At 67.3% G+C, this 24,022-nt stretch carries 21 protein-coding genes and 1 pseudogene; 7 read left to right on the forward strand and 15 right to left on the reverse strand.

The window, feature by feature from the left end:
- Positions 1–158: 158 nt before the first annotated feature.
- From KY661_RS03390 to KY661_RS03415, 7 genes are all read right to left on the reverse strand, one after another.
- Entirely contained in the window at positions 159–314 is a 156-nt protein-coding gene (locus KY661_RS03390; protein ID WP_225408812.1) for a hypothetical protein, read from the reverse strand.
- A gap of 68 nt (positions 315–382) precedes the next feature.
- The gene (locus KY661_RS03395) at positions 383–1,915 is read right to left on the reverse strand and encodes a cytochrome c family protein (RefSeq protein WP_225408813.1); all 1,533 of its coding nucleotides are present in this window, start codon (positions 1,913–1,915) and stop codon (positions 383–385) included.
- A gap of 121 nt (positions 1,916–2,036) precedes the next feature.
- Entirely contained in the window at positions 2,037–3,755 is a 1,719-nt protein-coding gene (locus tag KY661_RS03400; RefSeq protein ID WP_225408814.1) for a hypothetical protein, read from the reverse strand.
- The gene (locus KY661_RS03405) at positions 3,668–4,348 is read right to left on the reverse strand and encodes an alpha/beta fold hydrolase (protein ID WP_225408815.1); all 681 of its coding nucleotides are present in this window, start codon (positions 4,346–4,348) and stop codon (positions 3,668–3,670) included. Before KY661_RS03405 ends, KY661_RS03400 begins: the two co-directional genes overlap by 88 nt.
- 291 nt (positions 4,349–4,639) lie before the next feature.
- On the reverse strand, positions 4,640–4,768 hold the full coding sequence (locus tag KY661_RS37150; protein ID WP_263436614.1) for a hypothetical protein: 129 nt from the start codon (positions 4,766–4,768) through the stop codon (positions 4,640–4,642).
- Between the two features lie 144 nt (positions 4,769–4,912).
- Complete coding sequence (locus tag KY661_RS03410; protein ID WP_225408816.1) at positions 4,913–6,337, reverse strand: hypothetical protein; 1,425 nt, start codon at positions 6,335–6,337, stop codon at positions 4,913–4,915.
- 75 nt (positions 6,338–6,412) lie between these two features.
- The gene (locus KY661_RS03415) at positions 6,413–7,069 is read right to left on the reverse strand and encodes a 2-hydroxychromene-2-carboxylate isomerase (protein WP_225408817.1); all 657 of its coding nucleotides are present in this window, start codon (positions 7,067–7,069) and stop codon (positions 6,413–6,415) included.
- A gap of 168 nt (positions 7,070–7,237) precedes the next feature.
- Here KY661_RS03415 and KY661_RS03420 point away from each other — a divergent pair, with 168 nt between their 5' ends.
- The 4 genes and pseudogenes from KY661_RS03420 to KY661_RS03435 all read left to right on the forward strand — a co-directional run bounded on the left by KY661_RS03420 (position 7,238) and on the right by KY661_RS03435 (position 13,224).
- Positions 7,238–9,598 (forward strand): hypothetical protein, encoded by a 2,361-nt coding sequence (locus tag KY661_RS03420; RefSeq protein WP_225408818.1) that lies wholly within the window; start codon positions 7,238–7,240, stop codon positions 9,596–9,598.
- 8 nt (positions 9,599–9,606) lie between these two features.
- Positions 9,607–9,729: pseudogene (locus tag KY661_RS37675) on the forward strand (YHYH domain-containing protein); the annotation flags it as partial.
- A gap of 36 nt (positions 9,730–9,765) precedes the next feature.
- On the forward strand, positions 9,766–9,981 hold the full coding sequence (locus KY661_RS03430; RefSeq protein WP_225409193.1) for a PEGA domain-containing protein: 216 nt from the start codon (positions 9,766–9,768) through the stop codon (positions 9,979–9,981).
- A 321-nt stretch (positions 9,982–10,302) separates the two neighbouring features.
- Positions 10,303–13,224 carry a CHAT domain-containing tetratricopeptide repeat protein gene (locus tag KY661_RS03435; RefSeq protein ID WP_225408819.1) on the forward strand — a complete coding sequence of 974 codons (2,922 nt, stop codon included), beginning with the start codon at positions 10,303–10,305 and terminating at the stop codon, positions 13,222–13,224.
- 40 nt (positions 13,225–13,264) lie between these two features.
- Here KY661_RS03435 and KY661_RS03440 read toward each other — a convergent pair whose 3' ends face one another.
- From KY661_RS03440 to KY661_RS03465, 6 genes are all read right to left on the reverse strand, one after another.
- Complete coding sequence (locus KY661_RS03440) at positions 13,265–14,074, reverse strand: SDR family oxidoreductase (RefSeq protein ID WP_225408820.1); 810 nt, start codon at positions 14,072–14,074, stop codon at positions 13,265–13,267.
- 28 nt (positions 14,075–14,102) lie between these two features.
- The gene (locus tag KY661_RS03445) at positions 14,103–15,488 is read right to left on the reverse strand and encodes a serine/threonine protein kinase (RefSeq protein ID WP_225408821.1); all 1,386 of its coding nucleotides are present in this window, start codon (positions 15,486–15,488) and stop codon (positions 14,103–14,105) included.
- Positions 15,489–15,576: 88 nt separating this feature from the next.
- Positions 15,577–16,629, reverse strand: a complete 1,053-nt coding sequence (locus KY661_RS03450) for a GNAT family N-acetyltransferase (RefSeq protein ID WP_225408822.1) — start codon at positions 16,627–16,629, stop codon at positions 15,577–15,579.
- Positions 16,622–17,344: a hypothetical protein gene (locus KY661_RS03455; RefSeq protein WP_225408823.1), complete on the reverse strand. Its 723-nt coding sequence runs from the start codon at positions 17,342–17,344 to the stop codon at positions 16,622–16,624. Before KY661_RS03455 ends, KY661_RS03450 begins: the two co-directional genes overlap by 8 nt.
- 279 nt (positions 17,345–17,623) lie before the next feature.
- Positions 17,624–18,616 carry a cyclase family protein gene (locus KY661_RS03460; protein WP_225408824.1) on the reverse strand — a complete coding sequence of 331 codons (993 nt, stop codon included), beginning with the start codon at positions 18,614–18,616 and terminating at the stop codon, positions 17,624–17,626.
- 34 nt (positions 18,617–18,650) lie between these two features.
- Positions 18,651–19,274: an FMN-binding negative transcriptional regulator gene (locus KY661_RS03465; RefSeq protein WP_225408825.1), complete on the reverse strand. Its 624-nt coding sequence runs from the start codon at positions 19,272–19,274 to the stop codon at positions 18,651–18,653.
- Positions 19,275–19,321: 47 nt separating this feature from the next.
- On the opposite strand from KY661_RS03465, the gene KY661_RS03470 reads away from it, so the two are divergent.
- On the forward strand, positions 19,322–19,795 hold the full coding sequence (locus KY661_RS03470; protein ID WP_225408826.1) for a hypothetical protein: 474 nt from the start codon (positions 19,322–19,324) through the stop codon (positions 19,793–19,795).
- Positions 19,796–19,806: 11 nt separating this feature from the next.
- Here KY661_RS03470 and KY661_RS03475 read toward each other — a convergent pair whose 3' ends face one another.
- Positions 19,807–21,288, reverse strand: coding sequence for an adenylate/guanylate cyclase domain-containing protein (locus tag KY661_RS03475; RefSeq protein ID WP_225408827.1), 1,482 nt, complete (start codon positions 21,286–21,288; stop codon positions 19,807–19,809).
- A 337-nt stretch (positions 21,289–21,625) separates the two neighbouring features.
- Here KY661_RS03475 and KY661_RS03480 point away from each other — a divergent pair, with 337 nt between their 5' ends.
- Positions 21,626–22,645 (forward strand): serine/threonine-protein kinase, encoded by a 1,020-nt coding sequence (locus KY661_RS03480; RefSeq protein WP_398577141.1) that lies wholly within the window; start codon positions 21,626–21,628, stop codon positions 22,643–22,645.
- Positions 22,642–23,556 carry a tRNA pseudouridine(55) synthase TruB gene (gene truB, locus KY661_RS03485; protein ID WP_225408829.1) on the forward strand — a complete coding sequence of 305 codons (915 nt, stop codon included), beginning with the start codon at positions 22,642–22,644 and terminating at the stop codon, positions 23,554–23,556. Before KY661_RS03480 ends, truB begins: the two co-directional genes overlap by 4 nt.
- On the opposite strand, the gene queF is transcribed toward truB, so the two are convergent.
- On the reverse strand, positions 23,553–23,915 hold the full coding sequence (gene queF / locus KY661_RS03490) for a preQ(1) synthase (RefSeq protein WP_075009752.1): 363 nt from the start codon (positions 23,913–23,915) through the stop codon (positions 23,553–23,555). The two genes, truB and queF, sit on opposite strands and share 4 nt — an antisense overlap.
- Positions 23,916–24,022: the final 107 nt, after the last annotated feature.

Genomic DNA, 24,022 nt, shown 5'->3' on the forward strand with positions numbered 1-24,022 from the left:
ACGGCCCGCGCAGGTTGCTCTGCTTGGAGGCGGCGGGTTTCGAAGCCGCAGCAAGGCGGAAGCAAAACCCCAAGCAGGTCGCGGTGTTACCGGCTAACGCCTTGATCTCTCATCGGTTCGTTCTCGCAAGCGGCCTGAGTTCCCCGGTCTCCCAAAGCTCACGAGAACCTGACGCCGAAGCGCGAAATGATCATATCGAAGCTTGCAGGCTTGAAGATCGGCTCCGAGATGTCGATGCCGATGCAGCGGCCCTTCGCACCGGGCCGCCGCGTCTGGAGCACTTGGAACGCGATAGTTCCAGGCGCATCCATCACGCTCAGGTCACCCGCGAATGGCGGAGATGCCGGAAGACGTGCTTCCTTCCGGCGCCTCGCTCAGCACCTCAGCGCAGAATGCGCCGCATCGTCGGCGGGTGGGCCACGGCCGCCTTCTGCTTTGCCGTCAGCTTCCTCGACTTCGGTACCGGAGAGGGAGGCAAGCCGCTCGCCAATGTGAAGACGAAGCTGAAATCCGAGGCAATGCGCGAATTGCCCGCGATGGCCGCGTTCTTGTGACAGACGATGCAGTTGCTGGCCTGCTGCCCCTGGCCGAAGTCCGCCGTCTGCTGGATGTAGGTCTCCATCGTCGTGTTCGCGATGGGAATCGTGGAGGAGGGCATCGGCGCGGCGAAGGGCAGCGGGACCTGCACGGGCTTCGCTGGACTCGGGCTCGACTTGGAGGACCAGAGCACGTTCACCAGGATGTAGTTCTGCCAAACGGATCCCGGATAGCTCGTGCCGATGTTCTGATGCACCAACTGATTCACCGTCTGTGCATTCTGGTCGATGGGGTTCATCCGGGTCACCTGAACAGGCACCGGCGCCGGACAACCTTCGCCAATGTAATACGGCGGCGCCGTGTTCGGCGTGCACCCCACCGTCACGTGAGTGGCCTTGCCGTCCGCCGCGCACGTCGGCGGCAACTGCAGCGTCCGCGGCTGACATTGGGGATTGTAGAAGTTCCACTCCGTTGTTCCCGCATCCGCTCCGTCGAGCGGCGCATTCGCCACATGCTCGAAGGTCGACCAGATGAGGGTTGGCTGGCTCTGGGTCGCATGGATGATGTGCAACCCGACCAGGGCCACCGTGGCCTGACGGCACTTCTGGGTCGAGGGATCCACGACCACCGCGGCCGCCAGCTTGTAGGCATTCCAGCGGGCGTCGGCCGGACTGGTGACCTCCATCCAGGCCGCCTTCAGTTCGATGGCCCCCACCGTGCCCGGTGAGGGTTGGAAGGCGCCCTGGGGCAACACCAGCGGCACGCCCGCATCCGCCATGGCCACCTGGTTGGCGGCGTTGTAGAGGCCGGCGTCCACGATGTATTGGTACTCGGGCAGGTTGACCTTCACGTCGTACCAGACGTTCGTGCCGTTCTGCGCCCCCAGCCACGCCGGGGCGCCCCGGGGATAAGCCTGGGCGCTGCTCTTGCCCGGGTCGAACTGCTCCGCGAACTTCGACGCCACCATGAGCGGCAACCGCCCTTTGGCCTGCGCCTGCGTCAGGCCCGCCTCCGCAAGGCAGTCGTCCGTCACCTCCGGCTGCGTCCCCCAGGGCGGAGGCGGCCCGGCATCCGGCGGAAAGAGTTGCCCTGTGCTCATGTACGTCTGCCACTGGACCGCGGCCAGGTCCCCGGGAGTACCAAAGCCCTCCGCAGTCCCACCGTCCATTCCGGCGGCGGGCCAGTTCAGCGCGATGAATTGCTGCCACGCGAAGCAATCCGCATCGATCTGGACCGAGACCTGACTGAAGTCCGGCGGGATGTCCGGACCGAAGCGGATGACCTGCCAGTTGCCGCAGTCGAACTGCGGGGGAGCCCGCGCGGCAGCCGGCAGTGCCGCCTCGGCCTTGGGTTGAATCGCCTCCATCGCCGGAGCCATACCTCCGGATGGCGCTTCTCTCGAGGCCGCATCCCTGGCGCAACCTGGGCCCAGTGCCCAAAGCACCGCCAACGCCGCAAAACGAAAGTTCTGGAATGAAATCATGCGGGTGCTCCCAGGGCTACGCTGCGACCACATGCAGCGCGGAGGGGAATGCCGTCAGCGGCGAGCTCTGGCCCGGGAAGGAGATGGTGACACCTCGCGCCCCCAGCGGAGCATCGGCGGCCACGGAGACCTCGATGCTCAGGGCGAGGACCGGCCCCGGATACGTGTTGCCCGGCACCGCGTAAGTCACCACCTCGGCTCCGGTGAATTGGACCGTGACCCCCGTCCCATCGAAAGCCACGGTGGGCTGTCCCGTGCCGGTCTGCGAGGCCGTCAGCACCATGCGGACCTTGCTCTGCCCTTGCTGGACCTTCGGCGCAATCAGCGTGCTGTTGCTGCCCAAGTTCATGGGGACGCCCATCAGGTTGGGAACCTGCGTCGCGAACATCGCCTTGAACACACCGGCGTGGAAGAGCTGAAGCGGCTGCGGCTGCTCCACCCGGGCATCCGTGACGCAACTCTGCTGCGGCGCGGAATCCGGTTGCGCCAGTCCCATTCCGGTGATCTGCATGAAGAACGTCTGCGCCACCTGACCGGCCCACCGGATCGGCGCGCCGTTGATGGTGATGTCCGAGACGGTGTAATTCTTCGCCTTGGGGACCTGAAAGGTGGCGTGCAGGATGTAGTTGCCGGGCATGGGCCTGCCGCTGGCGTCATTCAGCGCGGCCTTGCCCCGAACGATGGTCCAGAACTCCGAGGCGGGCGTCTTGTCCTTCGTCTGGTAGTTGTAGCCCTCGAAGTCCGGCGTCTGGATGTAGAGGCCGGGAGGATTGGCGAGGGTGACCTTGTGGGCGGTGCTGCTGGGGTTGGGCGGCGCCACAAGCTGGTTGACGCTCTGACCGATGTGCGGATCGCTGTTGCGCGCGGGCTGACCGTACTGGGCACAGCACAGCAGCGCCTGCGCATTGGCGTTGCCCCCCGCGCGAGGCACCGTCGCCGACGAGGCCAAGCCTGTCTCCGTCTGGAGTGTGTTGGGCGTGCTCGTCAGGTGCATCGCGCCACCTTGGGTGGCAGTGGACACCGGGCCGCTGTTCCACTTGTTGAGCGGGTTGTAGGCGGGCTTCCCCGTCGAGGCATCCACCACGGGCTTTCCGGCAACGGGGTCCATCAGGACCAGGTCCTCCAGCACGATCTGGGGCTTGCCCAGGGTGCTCCGGTAGAGGGCCAGCACCTTGTCCGGGTCCACCCCCCAGAGGGTGCTCCAGTACTCCGGGTTCTCACACGTGAAGTCGATGCGAACGATGTTGTCTTGGCTGTCGCGCTCGACGCTCCACTCGCAGTACTCGTCCTGCCATCCCCGGGGACCAAAGGGGCCGTAGGGGCTCACTTCCTGGGTACAGGGATTGGTGATTTGTGGCAGCTCCGAGAAGGGCATCCCGGTGGTGGTCTTGCCCGTGTCCGCCAGGGACAGCAGATCGGCTTCCGGAAGCACAAGGCCGGTGCTGTTCGTGCCGCCCTCACCGCCGTAGTAATACGTCAAGCGCCCGGGGAAGGCATTCCACTGGATGGGCGCATATTTTCCCTCCGACGTATTGGTGGTCAGAGGATTGAAGTACCAGGTGTTGTTCGCGGAATTGGTCAGGTTCCACGGATTGCCAGTGATTCCCTGGTTGGTGAAGCCCGTCAGGTTGAACGTCCATGCCGCATTCATCGCCTGCTGCGCAGTGGGGTTTTCGGGAAAGTCGATCTGATTCGCTGGCGTGAAGAAACGTGGATCCGAAGGGAGCTTTTCCATGCCGTGTATTCCTTGAAAGCTGGTTTGAGAGAATCCCCCTCTCGGCGCCAAATGACTTCCATTGCCAGGGATTTGGCTTCACTTACCGTATGACTCCGTCCGTGAACAGATCGGACACGAAAGACCCGCTCAAGCCCGCTTTTGAATACAGGGTACGAAGGGAATCCCGAGTTCAAATGTGCGATTTCGGTAAATTGGCAGCATGGCAGGAATAGCACCAAGGCACCCTGCAAGCAGGCAATCGATATCCATCTTGTGAATCTTTCCATGGCCACAGGACAGGGAGCCAATGGCAGGCACGATAATTTCTGTGAATGACCGACGAACACCACCCGCTCGAGACACAGCTCACGGCAGATCTCCAGCACGTCCTCGGCGTAACCCGCCAGGGTCCCATACTTCGTGCGGTCGTAGGCGGAGATGTCCGATCCGCCAGCCCCCACGTGATCGAACAGGACGGTGCGGTAGTCGCTCTCGAAGGCGGGGGCGACGAACCGCCACATGTTTTGATCGCACCCGAAGCCATGCGCGAAGAGCATCGGCTGCGCGCTCGTGCCCGTCACCTTGACATTGTTCTTGGCGAGAACGCTCATGAGCCTCTCCACTGTCGCGGGGAGGGACGAAGACTCATAGGGCCGATGGGATCGCGCAGTCAACCGCCGTTCCAGCAAGAGCCTACACGCCAGCGGGCTCCCGGTTGATTTGGGCGAGCCCCGCTCTCCGGAAGGAGCGTGGAACCACGAGTGCGTCTACGCGTAGAACGCCGGCAGTGCAGTGAGCCTGGCGCAGCCGGACGGCGCGGCCGTGAACTTCAATTACCCAGGCTGCCGCATCGAGAACACGGCCGGCGAGGACCGGGCAGTTCGTCGGCCGGAGTTCGCGGCTCACTTCTTCACGAAGACCTCCACGTCCGGCTCCTCCTGGAGCTGCGTCGGCAGGAACCCCATCGCATCCGAGCGGCTGCGCAGCGTGGCCTCGAAGTGCGCCAGCGTCGCCGCCCGGACGAGCCGCAATTGCCGGGTTGCCCCCAGGGTCTGTGGGAAACGCTGGTGGCACAGGGGCGTGCAGCAATGTTGAGCACCCCGGAAGCGGCCTGGAACCCCGGCCGGATGTTGCTCTGGTCGAACGCGGTGCGGTACGGACTCCTGCCGCCGGTCTCATCGAGCGCGGGGGGCGAGCTCGAACAGGAAGAGGTCGAAGCGGGAGGGAGTGCCCGCGTCCGGGGTGTGCGCTCCTCCCATCTGCCCGGCCGGGCATGCCGCCCAGCGCCCATTGGGTGACACCCGCGGGTGTGCCGCGCAGCGCACCTCGCCGTGGGGGCCTGGAACGACGAATGTCCAGGCTTGCCCTTCGACTTTCAGGGACCGGAGTTCATCGGGTTTCGAGAAGTAGTACCGGTTTCCTCCCGCGAGGAGGGAGCCCGGTCCGGAGGAGAGGTCGAGGCCCTGCAGCTCGCTGTGCTGGCGCGGGTTCTGGGCGGACACCACCACCAACTGATCGCCTTTGCCTCGCGCCACCACGACCGGCTCGGCCCAGCTGTCGTGGTCGTTCTTCGTTCCTTCAGGGCCGATGCTCCAGACCTTGGTCTGGTAGTACCCAATCGCTCCCTGGTACTCGAGCTCGACACGCCAGCCCTTGCCAAAGGGCGATCTGTAGGGCTCCTCCTTCTCCCAGCGTCCGGTGCGCGCATCGATGCAGCGCATGCGCGGCGGAGCTGACGCCTCCTGCCGCACGCAGAGCTGGGTGCGGCGCCAGAAGAGGATGGGGGTGTCGTCCTCGTGCAGCAGTCCGGGCAGGCTCATGAGGGTGCCCACCCTCCGGACTCCGGTGGGCATGAGTGGAGGCTTCGACCGCAGGGTCTCCAGGCGGAGGTTCAGTGCCGAAGCCCAGCTGCTCAGCTCGGGAAGCCCGGGACCCGGTGGCAGGCTTTGAAGCGCGTGGCGGGCCTGGTCGAGATTGCCCGAGGCGAGCATTCGCTCGACGTTCAGCAGCCGGGCCCGGATGAGCGCCTCTCTCAGCCCCGACACCTGCCAGTCGCCCTCGCGAAAGGGTCCGTTCTCGGTGTCCAGCCCCATCCCGGAGGCCAACGCAGCGAAGACCTCGTCGAGCGACTGGACGGCCGGGCCACCCAGCTCGCGGCTCCCTGGGTGCAGGATCCGCGAGAAGCGCGGGTCGAGCTTGAACTCCGAGGCCCCGGCTTGCAGCGACACCTGGACGGCCGGGGTCACGATGTCGATCCGGCCCTGCTCACAGCGCACCCGCCAGCGTTCGCTCTCGTCGATGCGTGCCCCTCCGCCGGATTCAGGCGCTCCTTCTTGCCCGAAGTGCAACACCGTCTGGTCATTGCGCCGGAGGGCGAAGCGCTCCACACCGGTGGATATCGATGCGCCCTCGGTCGATCCGGAGACGCGCCAGAGTTCGCCTCCCGGGGCGAACGCACACGCCTCCTTCCAGGTCTCATCGCCGCTCCCCACGTCCCACCGGAGTTCCTGGAAGACGTCCTCCTGCGCCATGGGCTCGGCGGCACCACCGTCCTCCCCGTTCGATCCCCACGCAGGCGCGGAGACACACACGAGGCTCAACAGCCACCTTCGAAGGGACATCCGGGGCGGCGAGCGTCGAAAGATCATCGTGCCCGGGAACGTTAGCAAGGTCTCTCAGAGACGGGACGCGGCCATGGGAAGGGTCCGCAGGCGCTCGCGCTCTTCGCGGGAGAGCGGATCCTCCCCGCGCAGGAAGCGCTCCAGGTGACCCAGGGAGTCAACGCCGAAGAAGAGCTCCTCGTCCGCGAGCACGGTGGGAACGCCGAAGCCCCCCAGCGCGAGCAGCTCCTCGGTGTTGCGGCGCACCTGGTCCTTCACGTCCGGCGTCCCCGCGGCGGCGAGCAAGGCCTGGGCTTCCAGCCCCACCGCGCCCACGCAGGCCCCCACGCGCTCGGGTTCCACGAGCCCGCCTCCGCCCGCCCACGCCGCCGAGAACAGCGCGGAGACGAGCCGCCTCCGGGCCTCCTCCTCCCGCACCGCGGCCGTCACCCGGAGCGCGAGCAGCGGATTGAAGGGGTGCGCCGAGGGGAAGACGAAGGGGACGCCGAGGTCGTGGGCGAGCCGGTGGGTGTGCTTGTAGAGGTAGAACCGCTTGGCGGGTACCTCCGCGGGCCCCAGGGTTCCGAGGGCGTTGAGCACGCCGGCGAAGAGCACCGGCACGGCTTCCAGCGTGCGGCCGTGACGCTTGGCCAGGGCGGGAAGCTGCGTCCAGGCGAGGTAGGCGTAGGGCGAGACGTAATCGAAGAAGAAGCGCAGGGGAGCACGGCTCATGAACCCCCTATTCTATCCTGTGGGAGCTTGGGTTGGGTGCTCTTACCCCCCTTTGGGGGGATTGCCGCCGGTAGCGTCCCCGTCATGTGATGGCAGGCGTACGCCTCCGGGATTCTGCTTCAGGTGAGAGATGCCGCGGCCGGATGTGACGTGCAAGGAGGCCGCACGATGCACGCCGAAGCGATGAAGCAGGAGGCCAGGGCCGCGGCGGTCCGGTGGGCCCGTTGGCGCATAGGCCCTACGGGCTTTCGCGAGCTCATCACCCAGGTGGATGTCGAGACGCTTCGCTATGGACGCCTCCTCACGCGCTATGCGGTCCGTACGGGAAGCTGGGTGGAGGAGCCCTTCCGTGGCAGCACGATTCCCCCCGGTGTCCCTCTGGAACTGGAGTCCCTCGACCTTTGGAGCGGGGCGCCCGAGGAGTTGGCCGCCCGGACGTCGCACCCGGTGGGCTGCCGCAGGTGTTCGGGCGACGGCTTGGTGACGTGCCCCTCCTGCCACGGCACCTTGCGTGCGAGCTGCGCTGGCTGTGGCGGCACCGGGAAACGGATGAGCCGGGCGCGTAAGAACTACCGGATGGTCAACTGTCAGCAGTGCCGGGGCAACGGACAGAAAAAGTGTGTCCGCTGCTCGAAGGGCCAGGTGGGATGCTCGCCCTGCCAGGGGTCGGGCCGCATGCGCCGGTGGCTCAAGGTCGCGACGGTGCAGCACACCCATGTGGGCATCTGGCCGGATGACCCACGGCTGAGCGCGCATCCTGGCCTCAAGCAGGGCTCGCCCGGTGCTGCCCAATGGCAAGGCGCGCGGACCGTGGCCTCATGGGCGCACGATGGGCGGATTCCTCCCTCCCAACTGGGACCGGAAGCCGAGGCGGCGGGGTTCTTCCCCGTGCGCGCTTCTCTGGAGCCGGGGCTGGAGCCCTTCCGGACACGGGTGCTCTCTCAGCGCCTGGAGGTGTTCGAGGCCCCAGCGGCCACCGTCCACTACGCATTCGCTGGCAAGAAGGGCTTTCTCAAGCTGCTGGGCAGTGGTTTTCGTCCTACCCCCGTCCGGGATACCCGTCCCTTCCGTCACCGCTTCGCATGTCTGCTGGGCGTGTTCTTCGTGAGCCTCTTCGGCGCCGTCTTTCTCACGGGCGCGTTCACGGAACGCCAGCTCTTTTACGGGCGCCATCCTGCCGCGGGGCTCGTCGCGTTGGCCTCGCTGGGCTTCGTGCCAGGTCTCGGGTTGATGACCGCGAGCTGGCTGAGACGGCGCAGGCCGGATGGCTCGACGCTGGCGAAGCGGTGGCATGACAGGCTCGGCTTCGGGTTTGCCGGGTCCTGCGCCCTGACCGTCCTGGCGTGTTTCCTGTTCGTGCGGCCATCGGTCCAGGAGCTCTCCCGGTTGACGGCTGCTGGCCAGCTCGATCAGGCCGAACTGCACGCCAGCGCCTTGCAGGGGGAGGGAAACACGTCCTCAGAGTTCATCGACGCCCGGAATGCCTTCGTGCGGGCACGCATCCTGAAGATGGACAACCGTGATGCCGTGCGCTTCATCGAACCCTACGTGCGCACGAAGAGGGGAGCGGAGCCCCTGGAGGCCGAGCGCCGGCGCCTGCGCGAGGCGTGGGTTGCCAAGGCCCTCTCCCAGAACGAAGAGGCCGAGGCCGAGAAGGAACTGAACGCCCTCACGGAGGAGGGGGCGCCGGCCGCCTGGGTGGACGGACTTCGTGCAAGGCTCGAAGACCAGAGGCTCGAACAGGGCAAGGCCTTGCTGGCGAAGGGCGAGGTGGAGGATGCGATCCGCACGTTGCTGCGCATCCAGACCCCGGGACTCGCCTCGGAGCCCCCTGGGCTCTTGTTGTCACAGGCCTATCTTCTTCGGGCCCAGGCGTGTTCCGCTCAGGACCTCCACTGCCGGGCTCAGGCGCTCAAGCTCGCCACGGAGGCCAGTCCCATGGAGGCGGCCCGGAGCGCACTGGCGGCCTTTCGCTCAGCGGAAATCAACCGGCTGGCCAAGGCGGCCCGGGCCTCGGGGGGAGTCAGCCACACGCTGCGTGCCCTTCATGAGGGCGAACGGGATGCGGGGATTCTGCTCTCCGTGTTCGAGGGAGATGCGGAACTGACGGGAGTGCGCGAGGGGCTCCTCCGGCGGCGTGAGGAGCTGCTGCGCAAACACTGGCCACTCGGGGAGCCGGTGGAAGTCGTACAAGCGTTGCTGGGACCATCTGGATGGGAGGAGCGGCGGCCCGGGGTATTCGCCGTGCGGCAAGTGCCGCCTGGCACGCTGGTCCACCTCTTCGTGAGCCAGGGCCTGACGCGCGGGGTCCATGTCACCGCCCGGGAGCACGGGCGCGAGGCCCTCGCCACGGAGGTCCTCCAGCAGGTGGCTCAGCGCCTGGCCGGGAAGACGTTCGCCGCGAAGGACCTGGCACGCGCGGGGAAGGGGGTGGCACATGTCCCGGCGCGTCTGGGCGTTCATGCTGCTTTGCTGGGCTGGCAGGACGGAATGCTGGTCGAGGCCCTCATCGGAAAGGTGGACCCATGAGACGGGGGATGCGAGCGCTGGGGGTGGGGGCCGCCGTGCTGAGCCTCTGTGCCCCACACGCGGTGTGGGCTCATCCAGGGCGGACCAACAGCTCGGGCTGCCATAACAACCGGCGTACAGGCGGCTACCACTGCCATGGGGGAGGAGGCTATGCGGGAGGAGGCCATGTGCCCGCGGATGTGCCCACGCGGTTCCAGGTGGTTGCCATTCCCCGCGCCCGGGTGTGGATCAACGGTACCTACGCGGGCGTGTCTCCGACCCGGGCGATCAAGGTGCAGAGCGGGAGTGTGAAAGTGAGGCTCGAGCACGCCGCGCTGGGCATGTACGAGACAACGTCGAGCGCCACGGCGGGAGAAACGACGGAGCTGACGGTCCGGTGGTGAGGGATGGGCGGCCTGCAAACCCCAAGAGGGCTCCTGTCCTTCCTATGCTCCAAACAGACCACCTCTCAGCCAGTTCACCAACCTTGGTTTCCGGCTTTTCTGGTATGAAATAGATTAAATTCCCAAGGGGCAGGTAACTCAGCCGGCAGTTGCTCCACCAGCCCCTTCAGCCGCCTCTCAGCAGCCTGCTAGACGAGCGCTGAAACCCTCGTCCCGAGAAGCCCCTATCAGCAGCAACTTTTATTGGGCACCCCTGGATGATGACTGTGTTCACCGTGCTGATTCAGCACAGTCATCACAAAATCCATCTTGGGAATAAAGATGCTTCAGGCCGTCAGCTTGACGATTGCGCTATTTCTTTGCTTCACATCAGAAGGCCTGGCCAGCGAAGAGAAGCCGGATGCACGGCTGCTAGAGGCTCAGGCTGGCTTCGAAGAGGCGACAAAGCTCAAAGACTCGGGCAAATATTCAGAAGCTCTTGCCCAGGCCGAGCACGCACGCGCTCTCAAGGAGACCGTGCTTGGCGGTATGCATCCAGAAGTTGCCAGTTGCCTAACTCTGGTGGGGAACCTTTATCGACTGAAAGGGGATTTATCCCATGCCGAACCCCTCCACCAACGGGCTTTGGCCATCCGCGAGGCTTCCCTCGGCAACAGCCATCCCCTCGTCGCCTCTTCCCTCAACAACCTCGCCAACATCTACTATAGCCAGGGGTTGTATGGCCGGGCCGACCTCCTCCATCGGCGGGCTTTGGCCATCCGCGAAGCCTCCCTCGGCAACAGCCATCCCGACGTCGCTAACTCCCTCAACAACCTCGCCATCCTCTACTATGACCAGGGATTGTATGGCCGGGCCGAACCCCTCCACCAGCGGGCTCTGGCCATCCGCGAGGCTTCCCTCGGCAACAGCCATCCCGACGTCGCTGACTCCCTCAACAACCTCGCCAGCCTTTACTACAATCAGGGGTTGTATGGCCGGGTCGAACTCCTCCATCGGCGGGCTCTGGCCATCCGCGAGGCCTCCCTCGGCAACAGCCATCCCGACGTCGCTGACTCCCTCAACAACCTCGCCAACCTCTACTCTGACCAAGGGTTGTATGGCCGGGCCGAACCCCTCCACCGGCGGGCCCTGGACATCTACGAGGCTTCCCTCGGCAACAGCCATCCCCTCGTCGCTTCCTCCCTCAACAACCTTGCCAACCTTTACTACAATCAGGGGTTGTATGGCCGGGCCGAGCCCCTCTACCAACACGCGCTCGCTTTTCGGGAGGCAACTCTCGGCACCCATCACCCGCTCGTTGCTGAATCACTCAGCGGTCTCGGCAAACTTCGTCTGGCCCAGCATCGTCTCTCTGACGCGTTGCCTCTCTTCTCTCGCGCCTTCTCCATCTCCGAGAGGCGCCTGCGTCATGAGGCCCTCGACTTCTCCGAGTCCCGCCTTTCCACATTTCTTTCCTATCTGCGTTCTGATGAGCAGCGGCTCTATGCCCTGCTGCGCGCCCACCCTCAGGATGCCCGCGTTCAGCGATTGGCCCTCGGCGCCTCTCTCCTTCTCAAGGGCCGCTCCATCTCGGAGACTGCCACCATTTCTCGTACCCTCTACCGCAGCCTGAGCGCCGAAGACCGAGATACCCTTGAGCGCCTCCAAGGCTTGCGGACCCAACTGGCCTCCCTCTCCCTCGCGGGCCCGGGCACTCTTTCTTCAGACGACTATCAACAGCGCCTCCAGTCCCTCGCGCAAGCGGGTGACTCGCTCGAAGCGGACCTGGCCAAACGCTCCGCACCCCTTCGCGCTGTCTCCTCCCTTCCTTCTCTCGATGACATTGTCTCCCGCGTCGCCTCCTCTCTTCCCAAGGATGCCGCGCTCGTCGAATTCATCGCCTACTCGGACAGCCCTCTCGTCCCTAAACCCGGGACGCCTCTCGCGAAGACACCCCGTCAAGAACGGTACCTGGCCTTGGTTCTTTTCCCTGATGCCTCCACCCGTGCTGTGGACCTGGGCCCTGCTGCTCCTATTGACCAAGCCGCCTCTCGCTTTCGCGATGCCTTGGCCGAGCGTGAGGTCTCCTTTCAATCCACCTCACAACAGCTCTACCAACTTGCCTTCCGGCCTCTGCTGGCCCAGCTGGGCGCTACCCGCCGCCTCTTCCTCTCTCCCGATGGCCAGCTCAACCTCGTCCCCTTCTCGGCGTTGCACGACGGCGAGGGCTTCCTCCTGGATTCCTTCGACTTCACCTACCTCACCTCTGGCCGTGAACTGCTGCCTCGTCCATTGGACAGCGCTCCCTCTTCCTCCGTCGTTGTGCTCGCTGACCCAGACTTCACCGCTCCCTCGCTTTATGCGCCTTCCGGCGCTCCTCCATCCTCCACCGCTTCACCGTTGCCCGATGCACTGGAGCGCTTCTTCGCCGCTCCGCGTTCAGACCTGACCCGAAGTGCTTGGGTCCCCCTTCCTGGGACCCGGTTGGAAGCCCAAGGCATTCAACGCCTTCTGCCTCATGCCCAGGTCTTCCTTGGCTCCGATGCCTCCAAGGAACGGCTTTTGAACCTGCCCACTCCGGGCATTCTCCACCTGGCCACCCATGGCTTCTTCCTCGGCAATTCTTCCTCTGTCCCCAGTTCCCGTGGATTGGCCGTCGTCGATTCCTTGGGCAGCGCACCTCCTCCCCAGGCGGAGCCTCTGCTCAACTCCGGCCTCGCCTTGGCGGGCGCTCGCCTGGCGGCCCCGGGCGCCCCCCTTTCTCCCCAAGCTACCCTGGTCACGGCGCTGGAACTGGCTGGGCTGAATCTCTGGGGTACCCAGCTCGTTGTCCTGTCCGCTTGCGACACAGGCCGCGGCGAGATTCACCTCGGCCAAGGCGTCTATGGCCTTCGCCGCGCGTTCATGGCCGCCGGCGCTGAAACCGTGCTCGCGAGTCTTTGGAAGGTCAATGACAACTCCACTCACCTTCTCATGGAGTTCTACTACCGCAACCTCTTGGCGGGACAAGGCCGCGCCTCCGCCCTGCGCGAGGCCATGCTCTCCCTGCGGGCGACCCATCCCCATCCCCATGCTTGGGCTCCCTTTATCGCCTTGGGCAGCGATGCCCCCCTGCACGCCATCACACCTGCGCTTCCTTGGACACCGAAACCGGAGCTTTGGATTACCCAGTCATATTGGGACATCGCTCCAAGTGAACAGCCCCTTGGAATGCGCCACCCTCTGAACGGCGCTTACCATCCCCCAGAGCGTCGATTCTTCTGATGTTTTGTGAGGGAGTTGGCTTGATGCCGTGGTCAGAGTCTTACAAGCCGTAATAAGACTTGAGCAGGCGCTCGAAGAGCCAGGAGGGGAGGAAGGCCTTGGCGGCGGTGATGATCCGCTGTGACAGGTGGCCCACCGTGGAGCGGACGCCGGCGTGCTTGCGCTCCATCAACTTCAGGACCTGCGTGGCCACGAGGTGGGCTGGTGCTCCAGCCCGTTCCTCTTTCTCGATGATGCTCAGCACTGTTTCGAACGCACTTCGGTAGGGAGACCCTGGGCCCCCTCCCTGGGTCCGCACACGGTTCTGGGTGATGGGTGTGTGGACGTCTCCCGGCTGGAGCGAGGTGACCTGGACGGCAAAGGAGGCCACTTCCAGGCGGAGACTCTCCGTCAGCCCCTCCAGGGCGAACTTGCTGGCGCTGTAGAGCCCCTGGAAGGGCAGGCCCGCCACTCCGCCCAGAGAGCTCACGTTGATGATGAGCCCCGAGCGCCGCGCCCGCATGGAGGGCAGGACCGCCTGGCACACACGCAGCACGCCGAAGAAGTTGGTGTCGAACTGGCCCTGGGCCTCTTTCAGCGACGTCTCCTCGATGGGGCCCGCCAGGGCGTAGCCTGCGTTGTTCACCACCACGTCGAGGTGTCCCTGTTCCGCGAGCACGGTGGACACCGCCGCCTGGACCGATGCGTCCTGGGTGACGTCCAACTCCAGCATCCGGAAGCCCAGCGAGGCCGGTGAGGACTTGCGGCTCGTTCCATAGACCGTATGGCCGCGCTCACTCAGCAGCTTCGCGCACGCCAGACCGATACCGGACGAAGCTCCTGTGACCAGGACAACCTTGTTTGTGCCCATCCTCACAAAGTACCAGAACGGCTCGCGCTCACGGAGGGGTGGCAGGCTGGGAGGTGGGCTGGCGTTCTCGATGCGGGACGGGCACGTAGCATGTGCCATTGAGCACGACGCCGTTCAGCATCTCGCATTCGTCTCGATTCAGCACCATTTTGACCCAGCACCCGCCCTCACGGGCAATCTGCTTCGGGTGAGGGCAACGGCCCTTTGCATTGGGCCGCACCTGACCTGGCGTGGGCTCGGGAAGTGTGTCTTCCGGGCTCCCTCCTGGAACGGATGGCGCGAAGGAAGTCTCCATGGAGGTGGCCACCGCTTCGTCGCCGAGTCCTGCCGTGCCGCCGTCCTCCAGCCGGGCTCCTCCAGCTTCAGGCGTCACGGCAGAGGCATGGTCTGGATGAGCCTGTGGCGTTACCGCACAGAGCCAGATGCCCAGAGCCAAGAGCGCCGCCGCCGCCAGCCCGAGGTGCAAGGGCCGGGAAGGGGATTCCCACTGGGTGGGGCGCGCCTCGCTGGAGGGCACTGAAGCGCCAGAGGCTTGCTCCAGCGCCTCGGCCAGCTCCACCGCGGTGCCGCGCTGCTCGGGGCGCCTGGCGAGCATGCGAAGAATCAAGGCATTGAGCCGCGCGTCCACCTGGGGATTGAGGACACTTGGCGCGGCCGAGGCAATGCCATCCAGATGCCACGTGCCTTGCTCATCCCGGGTGGGCGCTCCGAGCTCGGGGTACTCACCCGTGACGAGCCGGTAGGCGGTGACTCCCAGGGCGTAGAGGTCGTCCGCCGGTTGCGCGGAGTAACGGGCTTGAGGATCCCGGAAGAACTGAAGCTCGAACAGACAGGCCTCCGGGGAGCGGTAGGCCGGGGTGCCCGGGGGCAGGGTGCTCGGCGTGAGGGTCTCGGCATCCGGGTAGCGGCCAGAGCCCAGGTCGGTGAGCAGGGCACTGCCACCGGAGGGGCGCACCAGGATATTGCCGCCTTTGACGTCACGGTGGAGGCACCCCTGCGCGTGCAGGGCTTGAAGCGCGCGTGCCACCTGGGCCAGCAGCAGGAGCACTTGCCGCGAAGAGGGGCGGTGTTGCCCGGCCCAGTCATACAGCGGCGTTCCGTCCACCCAGTCCATGACCAGAAACGGGTGGAGCGTGCCGCCTGGGTGTTGCCAGGTGCCCGAGTCTTTCAGTCGCGGGATGTGAGGATGCTTCACACGCGACAGCAGGGCCACCTCGCGCGCGAAGCGCGGGTCTCGGGGCAACAGGGCGAGCTTGAGCGCCGCGGGAGCTGCGCGCTCATCGTGGTCCGGCACCGCCTGGTAGACGGCACCCTGGACTCCGCCGCCCGCCCAGGCCACCACGCGCCAGGCGCCAATGACGGTGCCCAGCGGAAGGAAGGCGGGGTTCAACTCGGGCGTTCGAGGGGACTGCATGGGCGCCTCACGTAGGAGAAAGGCACCTTACCCCAAGGGTCGCGTGGCGTTGCGTTCTTGAGACGCAGGCCACGCGCCCCGGTGCGGCTCAGCGCAGGTGCGTGAACACGCGAGGGGAGAAGGGCAGCTCGACGCCCTCCATGGGCAGCAGGCACGTCACCTTCGCGCCCCCGGGCCAGGGAATCCATCCCGAGCGCCACATCAGGGGCGCTGGGACGCAGGGGCCTCGCAGCAGCGCGGCGCAGCTCACGCCCTGCCGCACCATGTCCTGCATGGCCACCTGCAACAGCCGTTGCCTCTCGGCGGTGGGCAGGTCTTCCTCGAACGCCAGCAGGTCCACCACCCCGGCCGTCACCTCGCCCCGGGCCCTCATCCGCAGGGTGTAGTAGTTGACGAGCCCCCGGACCTCACCGCCGTCCTCCAGCACGAAGGTGCGCGGCACGTGCCGGTACTGGAGTTGCGCCGCCAGGCGCTCGGGCGTGTATGCGTAGCCCAGGTTCACCGGCGCCATCATCCGCTGCACCAGCGCCATGCAGCGGGGCAGGTCCGCCGGGCGGTAGGGCCGGATGCCCTCCGCGCTCGCGCGGCGGAAGCCCTGCCGGTGCCAGGGCCTGGCCAGGGTGAAGAGGGCCCGCTCGGAGGCGTGGAGCGACCAGCGGGCCAGCGCCGCCGGATCGAACACATGCATCCACAGCCCCATGCTGTCGAGGAAGCGCATGCGCTGCGTCTTTCCCCAGAACCGCTGGGCCAGGGCGGTCTCGGAGGATACGCAGCTCAGCATGAGGTGCGCTCCCCGCTCGCGGTGGCGCCGCGTCAGCTCCTCGGCCAGCCGCTGGCCAATGCCTTGCCCCCGGTACTCCGGATCCACGCCGTTCCAGCTGCCGTAGCTTCCATCCACCTCGCGGCGGCCGAGCCGGATGCGCGTGGGCTCGGCGAAGAGCGTGCCCACCAGCTTCCGGCCCGAATAGGCCGCGATGAGGTAGCGCCGGTCCGCCTGTCCCCCGCGGAACAGCAGCCAGTCCAGGAAGCGCGCGTCCCACACGGGCAGGGGCATCTGCCGGCCGTAGGCGGCCTGCCAGACGTGGGTGACGAACCGGGCGGCCTCGCTGGCGTCCCCGTCGAAGGTGCGGATCTCAACCATGGCGCAGCGTCCTCTCGGAGAGGGCGGTGAGATCGGCCGGGTGTTGCCCGAACAGGTGCGTGAAGAGGGCCCGGGTGGAGGGGATGAGGGCGTTCCAGTCGGGCAGGTGAATCCGCTCCGGACTGGTGAGGACCTTCGCATACAGCGCCTCGTAGACGCGCTTCACCGTGCCCGGCGCGATGGCGTCCATGTCGAAGGCGGGCACGATGCCCACGAGTTGGAAGCCCCGGCGCTCGGCGTTGAGCTGGCCCCGGGCCGCCTTCAGCGTGGAGTAATAGAGGGCCACCTCGGCGCCGATGCTCCGGCCAATGGTCTCCAGCAGCGTGAGGCCGTACTGGCCGAGGCCCAGCCCCCGGTGCGAGGGCTCCACCGCGCCCATGGAGGCCGAGATCTGCAGCCCCCGGACGTTCTTCTCGAGCGTCAGCAGGCCGATGATGTCCCGGCTGTCCCGGGCGCGCGACAGCACCGCGAACAAGGGGCGGTCGGGTGCCTCGCCCCGGAGGAAGACCTCGCGCTCGTAGAAGGAGGGCTCCAGGTGCCGGCTCTCCGTGCCCACACAGATGTCCGGGTACCACGTGCGCAACAACTGGGTGAGTTGAGGAATGTCCTCCCGCGCCAACTGCTCGAAGCCGTAGTCCGGCGGGCCCTCCAGTCCGGCCAACATCTCCTTCAAATCCCGCCACTGCATCACGTCCCCGCAGTGCTGCTTTCGCATATGCAAGCGCTCCCCCCCGTCGTACCTGCCATTGATTCCTGGCGGTGGACTTGGATCTTTTCACCGAAGCGCGTGCTGGACACCACGCCGCGCTCCGGCATGGCCCCCGCATCGGTTCAATGGTGATCCATGGGATTGTCCTGCGGGCCGAGGTTTGCGCGCCCTCGTTGTTCTCGTTGTCTCCCTGCGTGACAGTTCAGTCACCCTGACGGGACCCGGCATCAAGGGCAGCAAGACGCTCGACACCGCGTTTCCCTGCGCCGAGGAGCCCCTCAGCCCTCAGAAGGTCGCGATGGGGTTGACGGGCGAGCCGGTGCCCTGCTCCACGCGCAGGGGGTTGATGCTGAGGAGGAAGTCGTAGCGCTTCCGCTGGGCGGCGGCCTGGCTCAGGGCCTCGGGGTCGGCGTTGTCGATGATGGAGATGCCCAGGGCGTTGATCAGCATGATGTGCGTGGGGAACGCATCTCCCTCCACGCCCGAGGGGAGCACGTCCAGGCCCACGTCCGTGGCGACGAGGGCCACGCCGCGCTTCTTGAACCAATCGGCGGTGGAGGCGTGCAGTCCCGCCGATTGCTTCGTCAAATCCCAGGGCCCCACGGCGGCGCGGCGGGCCCAGCGGCCCGTGCGGACGATGACGGCGTCACCGCTCGACACGCGGACCTTCGTCTTCTTCTCCCAGGCCTCCAGGTCCGCCGCGTGGATGGCGGTTCCCGGCTCCAGGTAGGGCACGCCCCGGAAGGAGGGGATGTCGATGAGCACGCCGCGCGTGAGGATGCCGTCCTTGAAGGCGCTCACGGCGAGCTTCGCGCACCCGCTCGCGGTGACGAGCTTCTGGTCGTAGCCGTTGTACATCTTGCCCTGGTCGAAGATGTGGCAGAGCGCATCCAGGTGAGTGTGCGCGAAGCCATGGAACTCGATGGACAGGGCGTCGGCGCTGTACTGCGCGTCCGCGGCCTCGCCGGTGAAGAGCATGCGGTGGCCCAGGGGAGAAGGGTTGTCCTCGGCCTTCTGGGTCACCAGCGGGTGCGCGAGGGACACGGAGACGCCGTCGCGGACGAGCTTCACGGCCTCCTTGCGCTTGGCGGCGGTGATGAGGTTCACGGCGCCGAGCTGGTCCTCCGGACCCCAGCGGTTCCAGTTCCGGTTCTTCTCCTTCCAGGCCTCGATGTCCTTCGCGGTCTTGAAGGAGGAACTGGCCGCGCTGTCCTGCGCGGCCGCCGGGGAGGTGCCCAGCAGGGCTCCCGTGAGAAGAAAGGTCTTGAGCAAGGTCATCGGCGCTCCTCGTGGTGGCGAAAGCGGCAATCTCTCATGGAGAGAGCGCCTGTTCCATGAGCGCGGCCACTGCGAGGTCGTCCGGACCGCCCCGCGCCTTCAATTCTTGAATGACGCGCTGCTGGTCCTCGGGCGAGCGGTTCTGGCTCAGCTTCCGTGTGCCTTGCAGCCGGGTCAGCTCGATTTCGATGCCCACGATTCCCTTCGTCATCGCCTGGAGGGAGGCCTCGGGCACCTCGTCGAGGGACCAGGGCGCGGCGCTGGCCGCCTCGTACTTCCCGGACAGCTCCGCGAGCATGGGGCGGACCCTTCCGGGCTCCACCCGCCGGGCCCGCCCGTAGGCATGCACCGCCACGTAATTCCACGTGGGCACGTCCGTGCGCTCCGTGTACCAGGAGGCCGAGATGTAGGCGTGCGGCCCGGAGAAGACGGCCAGCACCTCGCCCGCCGCCTCCAGGTGCTGCCATTGCCGGTTGGCCCGGGACACGTGCGCGAGGAGCCGCCCTGTGCCCCCGCCGTCCGTGTCCAGCAGGAAGGGCACGTGGGTGGCCTCCATGCCTTGAGGCCCCGGGCTGATCAGCAGGCCGAAGCCGTGCTGGCGGATGAACGCGTGGAGCGCCTCCGGGCGCTCCTCTTTGAAGTGAGGAGGCGTGTACATTCCTCCGTGGTAACACAGGTGCTTTCCCTCAGTGCTGGAGAGGTTCCGTGACGCTCGCATCCCCCCTTCGTCTCTGTGTGCTTCTCGCCGTGGCCCTCGCGGGCTGCACGCAGCCTCAGCGGCCCTACACGTTCCAGGCCTCTCCGGGGCCCGAGTCCGTCCTCGACACGCTCGTGCGGGCGTTGGTCTCCGCGGGGCAGCCGCCCGAGAGCGTCGAGCCTGACCTGGGCATCCTCCGCACGCGCTGGGAGCAGACGCAGCCGTGTTACCAGACGCCCAGCCAGCAGCAAGGCGCCCTGATGCGCCGCTTCATCACCACCGTGGCGCCCACGGCCTCCGGCAGCAACATCGTCACCGTGACGATGGAGGCCCAGTGCTGCGAGGCCCAGGGCGAGCGCCGCCACGGCGGCCTGCGGCCCGGGTCCTGTCTGGCGGTGAATGAGATTCTCGAGTCGCACCAGAACGAGGTGAACGCCCTGGGGTCCACGCTTCAGCAGGCCATGGACAACGCCGCGAAGTGAGGTGAGGCCGCTCAGGCCGCCTGCACCGTGCCGGCCTCGCCCGTCACCGTGAGCAGGCGGACCTCCCCGGCCACGCCTTTGAGCGGCACGCGGGCCACTTCCCTCACCGGGAAGGCATCCCCCAGCCGGCGCGCCACCTCCTCGCTGAAGAGCAGGGGCGGAAGGGGCTCGCGCGCCTGGCCTTCAATCCGCGAGGCCATGTTGACGGTGTGGCCGATGACCGTGAACTCCATCCGGTCCGGGCTCCCGAGGTAGCCCGCGATGGCCTCGCCCGCGTGGATGCCCACCCCCGCGCGCAGTTGAATCCCCCGCCCGGCCAGCCGCGCGTTGTAGGCCTCCAGGCGCCGCTGCATCTCCAGGCCCGCCGCCACGGCTGCCCGCGCCGGGTTGCCTTCCCCTCCGGTCAGCCCGAACACCGCCAGCACCGCGTCCCCGATGAACTTGTCCACCACGCCCCCGTGCTGCTGGAGGGCCCCCACCATCTCCTGGAAGTAGCCGTTGAGCACCTCGATGAGCACCTCGGGCGCCAGCGACTCGGACAGGCTCGTGAAGCCGCGCAGGTCGCTGAAGAGCACCACCACGTCCCGCCGCTCGCCCCCCATCACCGCCGCCTTCCCGTGGCGCGCGTACTTCTCGATGAACTCGGTGGCCACCTGGGGCGAGACGAAGCGGCCAAAGGCCTCGCGAATGCGCTCGCGGAGCTGGAGCCCCCCCGCCATCTCGTTGATGCCCTCGGCCACCAGGAACAGCTCGTCCGCGCGGCTCGTGGCGGCGCCCGGCTGGAAGTCCCCGCTCCCCACGCGCCGCACCGCCTCCAGCAGCCGCTCGGTGTCCCGGCGCAGGCTCTGCCCGTAGGCGAACGCCCCGCCCAGCGCGATGCCCGTGAAGCCCAGCGCCAGCGCCGCCGCTTCCACCAGGTAGTGCCGCTCCCCGTGGAACTCGACGACGAAGCGCAGCAGCGTGAGCATCAGCACCAGCACGGGCACGGTGGTGAAGATGATGTAGCCTTCGAGCAGCCTCCGGCCGATCCGCTCCCGGTGCGCGGCCGTCCGCGAGGCGGAGGGGGCCGGGGGAAACGCCCGCTCGAAGAGGAGGTACTCCACCTGCCCCAGCAGTGCGCCGCCCAGCAGCCAGTAGCCCACCGCGAACTTCACGTGGCTGAAGAGGGGAAAGGCCGGGTACTGCGCCTTGTGGAGGACGCTGGCCACCAGCCCCGTCACCCCCCAGGCGAGCACCGACAGCTGCCACGCCCGGCGGGCTGGCAGGGCACTCCGCGCGGGCGAGGGCAGCAGGTGCAGCAGCAGCTCCCGGAGCGCGATGTGGAACACCGCCAACCCCGCCACCGTGCGGGCCAGCTCGGCCGTGGGCAGGCCGCAGATGTGCGTGCAGACCAGCCGGGCGTAGCCGAAGGTGAAGAGCCCCACGAGCAGCGAGCTGCCATGGAGCAGCAGGCGAAGGCCCATGGGCAGGCGGACATCGGGCGAAGAGGACATGGGCGGAATCCAGGAGACGCGAGGGGGTCCGCGGTGCGTCCCGGCGCTGGAGAGTCTACGTCCCCGTCACCGGGCCCTGTCCACCCGGGGAAACCCCGGGAGTCCCCGGGAAACCGGGCAGGCATGCCCGGCGCGACGGAAGAAAGGTAGGCGGGCAGGGCACCCCTGGCGCCTTCGGGAAAGGGGCCGGGGCCTTCCGGGCCTGTCGACGCTCCCGGCACAAGCCGCTAGCGTACGCGCCGTGGCTGATCCCCAGAAGGACAAGTCGGACAAGACCCCCATTCGTCACCGGAAGATCGGTCCCTATCGCGTGCTCGGAGAGCTGGGGCGCGGGGGGATGGCGCTGGTGTACCGGGGGTTGCACGAGGCCATCCAGCGCGAGGCCGCCATCAAGGAACTGCTGCCCGAGGGTCAGCGCGACAAGGAGTCGCTCTCGCGATTCCACCGCGAGGCGCTCGCCCTGGCCGCCTTCCGCCACCAGAACATCGTCACGCTGTATGACATGGTGGAGAAGAACGACAGCCTCTTCATGGTGCTGGAGTTCGTGGATGGGCCCACCCTGCAGGAGCTCATCAAGGAAGGGCCGCTGCCGGCCGATGTGGCCGCCGTCATCTGCGCGCGCATCGCCAGCGCGCTGGACCATGCGCACTTCCGCCACATCATCCACCGCGACCTGAAGCCCGCCAACGTCATGCTCACCAAGGCCGGTGAGGTGAAGCTGATGGACTTCGGCATCGCCAAGGACGTGGACCTGGTGGCGCTCACCCAGCAGGGCGTGGCGGTGGGCACCCCGGCCTACATGTCCCCGGAGCAAGTCACCGGCGCGCCGTTGGATGCGCGCACGGACATCTTCTCGCTCGGCGTGCTGCTCTACGAGGCCCTCACGGGCACCCGGCCGTTCCAGGGGCGCACCGCGGGCGAGGTGTTCGCCAAGATTCGCGATGGCCTCTACAAGCCCCTGAACAAGGTGGCCCCGGAGGTGCCCACGCCCCTGGTGAACATCGTCAAGCGGGCCCTGGAGGTGCGCACGGAGAACCGCTACCCGGACGCGGCGGCGATGCGGCGCGAGCTGGATGTGTTCCTCGCGCGCGAGGTGGAGGTGTCCCACCCGGCGCTGCTCGTGGCCTTTCTGCGTCACCGGGAGAAGCTCACCGAGTCCGAGGCGCTCGCGCACCTGACGCAGGCGGAGCTGGGCGTATTGGACTCCTACGCCGCGGGCCGCCGCAAGCGCTCCACGGGCGGAAAGCGCAAGTGGGTGGTGGCCGCGCTGCTCGCCCTGGCCACCGCCACGGGCACCGGCATCTACCTCACGCAGGACCACTGGGCGCCCCCGGTCGAGAAGAAGATGAAGCGGTGAGCCCCCTCCCGCCGCTCGAGCCCGGCATTCACCTCGTCCACAAGCCGCTGGGCGAGACGAGCTTCACCTCGGTGCGCGCCGCCATGGCCGAGCTGGAGGCCACGCGCCCCGGCAAGCGCGTGCCCGTGTGCCATGGCGGGACGTTGGACCCCTTCGCCGAGGGGCTCCTGCTGCTCCTGGTGGGCCAGGCCACGCGGCTGATGGACCTCTTGCACGCGGTGCCCAAGCACTACGTGGCCGAAGTCGTGTGGGGCGCGGAGACGGACAACGGGGACTTGCTGGGCCGGGTGGTGCGAGAGGGGGATGCGTCCGCGCTGACGCCCGGGGCGCTGGAGGTGGCGCTCGCGGGCTTCCAGGGCTGGCACGAGCAGGTACCCCCGGCCACCAGCGCGAAGAAGGTGGGCGGAGAGCCCGCGTACCGCAAGGCGCACCGGGGCGAGGAGGTGGTGTTGCCGCCCTCGCGCGTGTACCTGCACGCGGCGCGCTGGCGCTCGCACGCGCTGCCGCGCTCCAGCCGGCTGGAGCTGGTGTGCCGGGGGGGCTTCTACGTGCGCGCCCTGGCGCGGGAGCTGGGCCGGGCGCTGGGCTGTGGGGCTCACCTGGCCCGGCTGCACCGCACGGCCATTGGCCCATGGGAAGACCCGGGGCCGGGGGCGCGCGTGGCCCTGCGCGGGCGCCAGGTGCTGCCCTGGTGCGCCGTGCGGGAGCTGTCGGACGCGGAGATGGGCGAGCTGCGGCGCGAGCGGCCCATTGCCCTGGGCCGGCGGCTGCCCCCGGACTGGCGGCTGCCCGCGGGGTTTCCGGATCCGCAGGCCCCCGTGCGCGGCTTTCACCGCGAGCGGCTGGTGGCGCTCCTGCGCGAGCAGGAGGGGGCGCTGCGCCTGGAGCAGGAGCTGCGCGGAGGGCTCTAGGCCTTCTTCTTCTCGTGCGTCACGGTGACGATGGTGCCGATGCCGCCGCGCACGAAGAAGTCACCCACCACGGTGAGCTTGCGGGGCTTGATGGCCCGGATGATGTCGTCCGCGATGGTGTTGGTCACCTTCTCGTGGAAGGCGCCCTCGTTGCGGTAGGACCACATGTAGAGCTTGAGGCTCTTGAGCTCCACGCACAGCTCGTCCGGCACGTACCGGATCTTGAACGTCGCGAAGTCGGGCTGCCCCGTCATCGGGCACAGGCAGGTGAACTCCGGCACGTCGAAGGCGATCTCATAGTCGCGGTCGGCGGCGGGGTTGGGGAAGGTCTGCAGTTCTTTGGTGGGCTCGGAAGGCATCGCCCGTGTCCTCTACCACACGAAAGCACCGGGGGAACTGCCGCCCGTGGGGGGCCTCTCCATCCGGAGGGCAGGGGAGCTGCCGGCTGGTGGAGAGATCGCCCGCC

This window comes from Allostigmatella hybrida, from assembly GCF_020103775.1.
Taxonomy (GTDB): Bacteria; Myxococcota; Myxococcia; order Myxococcales; family Myxococcaceae; genus Hyalangium; species Hyalangium aurantiaca.

What these genes read in the sequence shown, in the direction of transcription:
- KY661_RS03395 (WP_225408813.1), bottom strand. Translation starts at nt 1,915, where the DNA reads ATGGCTCCGGCGATGGAGGCGATTCAACCCAAGGCCGAGGCGGCACTG.
- KY661_RS03400 (WP_225408814.1), bottom strand. Translation starts at nt 3,755, where the DNA reads ATGGAAAAGCTCCCTTCGGATCCACGTTTCTTCACGCCAGCGAATCAG.
- KY661_RS03405 (WP_225408815.1), bottom strand. Translation starts at nt 4,348, where the DNA reads ATGAGCGTTCTCGCCAAGAACAATGTCAAGGTGACGGGCACGAGCGCG.
- KY661_RS03415 (WP_225408817.1), bottom strand. Translation starts at nt 7,069, where the DNA reads ATGAGCCGTGCTCCCCTGCGCTTCTTCTTCGATTACGTCTCGCCCTAC.
- KY661_RS03420 (WP_225408818.1), top strand. Translation starts at nt 7,238, where the DNA reads ATGCACGCCGAAGCGATGAAGCAGGAGGCCAGGGCCGCGGCGGTCCGG.
- KY661_RS03435 (WP_225408819.1), top strand. Translation starts at nt 10,303, where the DNA reads ATGCTTCAGGCCGTCAGCTTGACGATTGCGCTATTTCTTTGCTTCACA.
- KY661_RS03440 (WP_225408820.1), bottom strand. Translation starts at nt 14,074, where the DNA reads ATGGGCACAAACAAGGTTGTCCTGGTCACAGGAGCTTCGTCCGGTATC.
- KY661_RS03445 (WP_225408821.1), bottom strand. Translation starts at nt 15,488, where the DNA reads ATGCAGTCCCCTCGAACGCCCGAGTTGAACCCCGCCTTCCTTCCGCTG.
- KY661_RS03450 (WP_225408822.1), bottom strand. Translation starts at nt 16,629, where the DNA reads ATGGTTGAGATCCGCACCTTCGACGGGGACGCCAGCGAGGCCGCCCGG.
- KY661_RS03455 (WP_225408823.1), bottom strand. Translation starts at nt 17,344, where the DNA reads ATGCGAAAGCAGCACTGCGGGGACGTGATGCAGTGGCGGGATTTGAAG.
- KY661_RS03460 (WP_225408824.1), bottom strand. Translation starts at nt 18,616, where the DNA reads ATGACCTTGCTCAAGACCTTTCTTCTCACGGGAGCCCTGCTGGGCACC.
- KY661_RS03465 (WP_225408825.1), bottom strand. Translation starts at nt 19,274, where the DNA reads ATGTACACGCCTCCTCACTTCAAAGAGGAGCGCCCGGAGGCGCTCCAC.
- KY661_RS03475 (WP_225408827.1), bottom strand. Translation starts at nt 21,288, where the DNA reads ATGTCCTCTTCGCCCGATGTCCGCCTGCCCATGGGCCTTCGCCTGCTG.
- KY661_RS03480 (WP_398577141.1), top strand. Translation starts at nt 21,626, where the DNA reads ATGGCGCTGGTGTACCGGGGGTTGCACGAGGCCATCCAGCGCGAGGCC.
- queF (WP_075009752.1), bottom strand. Translation starts at nt 23,915, where the DNA reads ATGCCTTCCGAGCCCACCAAAGAACTGCAGACCTTCCCCAACCCCGCC.